This window comes from Syntrophorhabdus sp. (assembly GCA_012719415.1).
Lineage (GTDB): Bacteria > Desulfobacterota > Syntrophorhabdia > Syntrophorhabdales > Syntrophorhabdaceae > Delta-02.
Genome location: JAAYAK010000200.1, coordinates 1 through 6,206 on the forward strand (window position 1 = coordinate 1; position 6,206 = coordinate 6,206).

At 58.1% G+C, this 6,206-nt stretch carries 8 protein-coding genes; 7 read left to right on the forward strand and 1 reads right to left on the reverse strand.

Going from position 1 to position 6,206, the window contains the following annotated elements; all coding sequences use genetic code 11:
• From amrB to GXX82_11360, 6 genes are all read left to right on the forward strand, one after another.
• The coding region (amrB, locus tag GXX82_11335) for an AmmeMemoRadiSam system protein B (protein NLT23629.1) at positions 1 to 700 on the forward strand (700 nt) is incomplete at its 5' end.
• Between the two features lie 17 nt (positions 701 to 717).
• Complete coding sequence (gene amrA / locus GXX82_11340; protein ID NLT23630.1) at positions 718 to 1,251, forward strand: AmmeMemoRadiSam system protein A; 534 nt, start codon at positions 718 to 720, stop codon at positions 1,249 to 1,251.
• 46 nt (positions 1,252 to 1,297) lie between these two features.
• A complete protein-coding gene (locus tag GXX82_11345) occupies positions 1,298 to 1,510 on the forward strand; it encodes a DUF1858 domain-containing protein (protein NLT23631.1) in 213 nt (70 codons plus the stop codon).
• 437 nt (positions 1,511 to 1,947) lie between these two features.
• On the forward strand, positions 1,948 to 2,997 hold the full coding sequence (locus tag GXX82_11350) for an EF2563 family selenium-dependent molybdenum hydroxylase system protein (GenBank protein NLT23632.1): 1,050 nt from the start codon (positions 1,948 to 1,950) through the stop codon (positions 2,995 to 2,997).
• A gap of 32 nt (positions 2,998 to 3,029) precedes the next feature.
• Entirely contained in the window at positions 3,030 to 4,031 is a 1,002-nt protein-coding gene (locus tag GXX82_11355) for an XdhC family protein (protein ID NLT23633.1), read from the forward strand.
• Between the two features lie 12 nt (positions 4,032 to 4,043).
• Positions 4,044 to 4,943, forward strand: a complete 900-nt coding sequence (locus GXX82_11360; GenBank protein NLT23634.1) for an RNA polymerase factor sigma-32 — start codon at positions 4,044 to 4,046, stop codon at positions 4,941 to 4,943.
• 33 nt (positions 4,944 to 4,976) lie between these two features.
• On the opposite strand, the gene GXX82_11365 is transcribed toward GXX82_11360, so the two are convergent.
• Positions 4,977 to 5,717, reverse strand: a complete 741-nt coding sequence (locus GXX82_11365; GenBank protein ID NLT23635.1) for a cytochrome c biogenesis protein CcdA — start codon at positions 5,715 to 5,717, stop codon at positions 4,977 to 4,979.
• A 37-nt stretch (positions 5,718 to 5,754) separates the two neighbouring features.
• On the opposite strand from GXX82_11365, the gene GXX82_11370 reads away from it, so the two are divergent.
• On the forward strand, positions 5,755 to 6,206 hold a 452-nt coding region (locus GXX82_11370), incomplete at its 3' end, for a hypothetical protein (GenBank protein ID NLT23636.1).

Here is a 6,206-nt window from a genome sequence, read left to right on the forward strand (position 1 = left end):
AGTCTGTCCCCATGCCGGATACGTGTATTCGGGACAGGTGGCGGCCTTCGCCTACAAGGCTGTTTCCAAACTCCCTGTCGACAGCGTCATCGTCATCGCCCCGAGCCACAGGGCATATTTCGAAGGCGTTGCCCTGTGGGAGACGGGTAGCTTCAGAACACCGCTCGGGGATATCGGTATTGATGAGAGGGGGGCCGGGGAACTCCTTGAGGCGAAAGATGTCTTTGTTGCCAGGAGGGATGTCCACAGGTCGGAACACTCCCTGGAGGTCCAATTGCCCTTCCTCCAGTGCGTCTTCAAGGAGCTTCTTCTCCTGCCGCTCATCATGGGGGCGGCGACGGAGGAACTGTACGAGAAGGCATCCGATGCCCTCAAGGAGATGGTTTCCGCCTCCCCGTTAAGCTATCTCATCGTGGCGAGCACGGACCTCTCCCATTATTATCCCTATGCCTCGGCCGTGAAGATCGATGCCGTGACGGTGGAGCACCTCAAAAACTTCGATATCGCGGCAATGATCAGGGACACGCGCTCCGAGAAAGCACAGGCATGTGGCGCCGGACCGATGATCACCGCCATGATGACGGCCCGGAAACTTGGGGCCGAGGCGGGCAGGGTCCTGAAATATGCCAATTCGGGTGATGTATCGGGGGACCGCAGCGGCGTTGTGGGATACGTGTCGGCGATATTCTTTGAGAAATGATCACAAGGGATGGTTGAATGGTGCTCTCGCCTGAAGAAAGACAGAGGCTCAAGGCGCTCGTCAAGGATACGATCGAAGGTGTTCTCTTCGGGAAGGAAACGACTCCCGTTGAGGTGACGGGACCCCTGAAGGAGAAGTGCGGCGCCTTTGTGACGATCAGGAACTGCGGCAGCCTGCGGGGATGCATAGGCTACGTGAGAGGGTATCTTCCTCTTTACGAGACGGTGAAGGAGATGGCGATCCAGGCGGCCTTCAACGATCCCAGGTTCGAGCCTGTCACAAGCGACGAGTGGAAGGACATCGATTTTGAGATCTCGGTCCTGACTCCGATGAGAAAGATCGACGATGTGAACGAGATAGAGGTCGGGGTCCACGGGCTGTACATAGAAAAGGGCGTGCATTCGGGGCTGCTGCTGCCTCAGGTGGCGACGGAACAGAAATGGGACAGGACCGAGTTCCTTGAGTACACCTGCTACAAGGCGGGCCTCCCGAAAGACGCATGGAAGTCGAAGGACACCGATATATTCATCTTTTCCGCGGATGTTTTTTGAAGAGCGGAACCAGCGTGATTTCCGAGACAGGGACCGGAGGGAAGGGATGATCGACAAGAGGACGTCCATTCGGGAAGTCCTTGCGAAGTTTCCACAGGCAGCACGTGTATTCGAGGAGTTCGGCCTGGGCTGTGCCGGATGCGAGGCCGCCCTCTTCGAGACCATCGAACAGGGCGCCCAGGTCCACGGTGTCGATGTCGACAGCCTCATCGAGGGCCTGCGCAAAACCATGAAAGAAGGTAGGAACGGTGACGACTGACGGGACTCGCATCTTATGACCGGTATCTATTCCGTGATACTTGCCGCAGGTTCATCGAAAAGGCTCGGTTTCAACAAACTGACCCTGAGGATAGACTCGGAGCCCGTCATCCGCAGGGCGGCCACCCCTTTCGTGGAGGCCGGTCTTGGTGAGGTGATCGTTGTCGGCGGGAGCGATATCGCTCCCGTTGAAGCGGCCCTCACAGGCTTGAACGTGAGGGTGGTCCGGAATGAGAACCACCGGCAGGGAATGTCGAGTTCCATCAAGGCGGTCCTGCCGTGGATCGGGGGCGCGGAGGCAGTCTTCTTTCATCTTGGTGACAAGCCTTTCGTGAAGAAGGCTTTTCTGGCCGCCATGGTCGAAGGGTATCGCGACACGGACAGGAGGATCATCGTTCCCGTCCACGAGGGAATGAAAGGTCACCCGGTCCTTATGCGATGCGGGCCTTACAGGGAGGAGATGGAACTCCTCGATGGCGACAGGGGTCTCCGCGAAGTTATAGAAAAGCACAGCACAGATGTGCTATTTATAGAAGGCGACGAAGGCATCCTTTTCGATATCGATACGGAGGAGGACCTCAGGGTCCTGAGACGACGGGGATACAGGGTCGAAAAAGGGTGAGTTCGGAGAGTGTCAGCCAGCGGAGGTGGAAGGAAGTGCCGCTTGAGAAGAATAGTGTCGCGGAACTGTCCGTGATCATAAAGGGGGCCGGTGAGATGGCCTCGGGTATTGCCCACAGGCTTTACCGGGCGGGGATACAGCGCATTGTCATGCTCGATATGCCGAGGCCCCTGTGTGTCCGGCGGTTTGTCTCCTTCTGCGAGGCCATCCATGATGGCGTCGCGGAGGTCGAGGGCGTTACGGGCCAGCTTGTGGATGATGCCTCCCGGGTGGATGCCGTCTGGCGGGCGGGCCGGATCGCCGTCGTTGTGGATCCCGAATGGAAAAGCATCGCCGTGCTCTTTCCCGATGTTGTCATTGACGCCATCATGGCCAAGAGGAATCTCGGAACGAGAAGAGACGAGGCCTCCTTTGTAGTAGGCGTGGGTCCCGGTTTTGTGGCCCCCCGGGACGTCCATGTCGTGGTGGAGAGCAACCGGGGACATGACCTCGGGCGGGTGATCTATGATGGCATGGCCGAGCCGTACACGGGTCTGCCGGGTGAGATGAAAGGCGTGGGAAAGGAAAGGGTTCTTCGCTCCCCCGTGGCGGGGCGGGTGAGACACGTCCACCGGATGGGCGATGAGGTGAAGAAGGGCGACCTCGTTCTCTATGTCGGGGAGGAGCCGGTCTATGCTCCCTTCGACGGGGTGCTCAGGGGTCTCATCCGCGAGATGGACGTCGAGATCGCTGAAAAGGTGGGTGATGTGGACCCTCGGGCGAAGAAGGATTACTGCTACACCATCTCCGACAAGGCTCGCGGGATCGGGGGCGGGGTGCTGGAGGCGATCCTCCACGAATACAACAGAGGTCCCGGGCAGGCGTGAGGTCGCGTCCCCGGATGTCGCAGGGATTGTAAATGAATATATTCCAGATCATCAGGGAACATTTGGAAGCGGGCAGCCGGGGGGTTCTTGCGACGGTTATCAGCCGCTCGGGCTCGGCGCCGCGCGATGTCGGGGCGAAGATGTTCATTGATGAGACGGGACGGTCATTTGGGACCGTGGGCGGAGGATTGCTCGAACGCTATGTGCAGGAAGAAGCGGCAGGAAAGATGAGCGAGGACAGGGCCTCCATCTTCCACATGAGAATGGATTCCAGGACCGTTGCGGAACAGGGCATGCTCTGCGGGGGGAACGTGGATGTTCTCCTGGAGCCTGTGGGGCAGGCGCACAGACCTCTCTACGCCCGCCTTGCGGAGCTGGAGCGAAAGGGCGGAATGGCTGTTGTTGTGACCGCCCTGGCCACCGGTGTTTTCACGAAGACCCTCATTGAAGAGGGTCTCGTGATCACGGGAGATCCCATAGATGAGGGTAGCGCTGCGGGTCACCTGGGCCTTTTCGGTGAAAGAAGGCCCGTGATCGTCGGGGAGGGCAGGTTCATCGTCGAGCCTCTCTTCGACCGCACCAGGTTGTATGTGTTCGGGGCGGGGCACGTGTCCCAATACATTGCGCGGATGGCGAACATGGTCGATTTCAACGTGGTCGTCATCGATGACAGGACGGAATACGCCAACGCCGAACGTTTCCCCGAGGCGGCGGAGATCGTGGTAGGAGACTTCGTGGAGGCGTTCGATTCTCTGAGCTTCACAGGGCGTGAGTTCATCGTCATCGTCACCCGGGGCCATTCTCACGACGCCGATGTCCTGCGGGCCGCCCTTTCCAGGAACGCCCGGTATGTCGGTATGATCGGGAGCAGGAGAAAGGTGCAGATCATCTTCGACCTCATGCGTGAGTCAGGCTATTCCGATGAGGTTGTTTCCCGGGTGTATGCCCCCATCGGTCTTTCCATCCGTGCCGAAACGCCGCAGGAGATAGCGGTGAGTATCGTCGGCCAGTTGATACAGATACGGGCCGACTAGAGGTTTGCCACAATGGATGACGACAGTATCCTCGAGAAACGGCCGGTGAGCGAGCGGTCTGAAGACAGTTCGCTTCCCACCACCTTCGACCCCTTACGGAAGTATCTCTCCGAGGTTTCGCGCTACAGCGTCCTGACGCGGGAGGAGGAGTTCGAGGTGGCAAGGAGGGTCTTCGAGGACAAGGACAGGGATGCCGCGCAAAAACTTGTCATGTCGAATCTCAAGCTGGTGGTGAAGATCTCGCTGGAGTACTACAACACCTACCTCAATGTCCTCGACCTCATCCAGGAGGGGAATGTCGGCCTCCTTCACGCCGTGAAGAAGTTCAACCCCTACAAGGGCACCAAGTTCTCCACCTATGCGTCGTTCTGGATACGGGCGTACATACTGAAGTACATCATGGATTCCTGGAGTCTCGTCAAAGTGGGGACGACACAGAGCCAGAGAAAGCTCTTCTACCGCCTCAACAAGGAGAAGCAGAAACTGGAGGCCCTGGGGATGTTCCCGGCCCCGGCACTCCTTGCGAGCAACCTCGACGTGAAGGAAGAAGAGATAGAGGAAATGCAGAAGAGGCTGGCCTTCACGGACGTTTCCCTGGATTCTCCCATTCACGATGAGAGCGACGATACGGTCATGGATATGATCAAGAGCGGAGATGACGTCGAGGAGGTCGTATCGGACAAGGAGAAGCGGGAGATCCTCGCGCAGAGGGTGAAGGAGTTCAAGAAAGATCTCAACCCGAAAGAGATCTTCATTTTCGAACAGAGGATCATGGCGGAAGAACCGCTGACCCTCCAGGAGATAGGCCAGCAGTTCAAGATCTCACGAGAGAGGGCGAGGCAGATCGAGAGCAGGGTCATAAAGAAGTTCAGGGAACGGTTCCAGAACGAGTTTCAGGAGCTTGACCTGTAACCGTTTCGTCATCCCGGGCCTCGAGGTTCAGGTTCACACCCCCGACGGAAGCAACGTCCCTATCCAGAGATTGAGCGTCATGTAATAGGAACTGACCATAAGAAGGCCGAGGAGGATGAGAAGCGCTCCGAGCACCTTCACGGCGTATTGCGCGATGAAGCCGAACCTCTTCAAGAGAATGAACAGTTTGTCGAAGAGGAGCGAGGAGACGACAAAGGGTATCGCCAGTCCGAGAGAATAGAGCGAAAGCAGGTAGGTCCCATGGGAGGTTTTCCCGGCCATGGACGCCACGATGAGGATCGAAGAGAGTGCCGGGCCGACACAGGGCGTCCAGCCCAGGGAGAAGGTCAGGCCGACCACGAAGGAGCCGGCGAGACCGACGGGTTTCTGTTCGAGTTGCATCATGTACTGGCGGTTGAAGAAAGATATCTTTATGATATCGAGGTAGAAGAGGCCGAGGAGGATGAGAATGATCCCGCCGAGGCGTATGATGTATGCCTGGTACTCGGCGAAGAAACCGCCCAGCAACGACGTGGAGACCCCGAGGGCCACGAAGACGAAAGAGAAGCCGAGGATGAAACTGAGGGAATGAAAAAATACCCTTCTCCTGTGTTCCTTCGTCGGAGCGGCTACATCACCGACCGTTATCCCGCTGATATAGATGAGGTACGAGGGGACAAGGGGAAGGATGCAGGGCGTGAAGAATGACAGGAACCCCGACATGAAGGCGGCAAGACCGCTTACATTCATCGCTGACAGGCCGCCCGGTTCCATGAGCCGTATCTTATGGGGTTTCTCGTGAGGATGTCAAATGAAATGTGCCGCCATTGACATCGGTACGAATACGGTCCTTCTCGTCGTCGTCGACAGGGACGATGAGAACAGGGTGTTCCGCGACGTTATCGATATGTCTACCATCGTGAGGCTCGGGGAGGGCCTCGCAAACTCCGGCCGCCTGAGCGGTCCGGCTATGCTCCGAACGATGGAAGGACTCGGACGCTATGTCGCCATCGCGGCGTCACATGATGTTCGGCACCTATTCTGCGTGGGCACCGCAGCGTTGAGGGAGGCCGCGAACAGTGGCGAGTTCCTGGCATCCGTGCGGGATGCCTTCGGTTTCGATGTCGAGATCATAAGCGCCCGGGACGAGGCTCGCTACACCTATCTCTCCGTTCGTGACGACAATGTCGTGCGGGCGTCGGGGATGACCATAATCGATATCGGGGGAGGGAGCACGGAGGTGATCACCGGGACGGACCGGGA

Bases quoted from the DNA above. Each gene is read 5' to 3' on its own strand.
- GXX82_11345 (NLT23631.1), top strand. From the start codon at position 1,298: ATGATCGACAAGAGGACGTCCATTCGGGAAGTCCTTGCGAAGTTTCCA.
- amrA (NLT23630.1), top strand. From the start codon at position 718: ATGGTGCTCTCGCCTGAAGAAAGACAGAGGCTCAAGGCGCTCGTCAAG.
- GXX82_11360 (NLT23634.1), top strand. From the start codon at position 4,044: ATGGATGACGACAGTATCCTCGAGAAACGGCCGGTGAGCGAGCGGTCT.
- GXX82_11355 (NLT23633.1), top strand. From the start codon at position 3,030: ATGAATATATTCCAGATCATCAGGGAACATTTGGAAGCGGGCAGCCGG.
- GXX82_11350 (NLT23632.1), top strand. From the start codon at position 1,948: ATGCGGGCCTTACAGGGAGGAGATGGAACTCCTCGATGGCGACAGGGG.
- GXX82_11365 (NLT23635.1), bottom strand. From the start codon at position 5,717: ATGGAACCGGGCGGCCTGTCAGCGATGAATGTAAGCGGTCTTGCCGCC.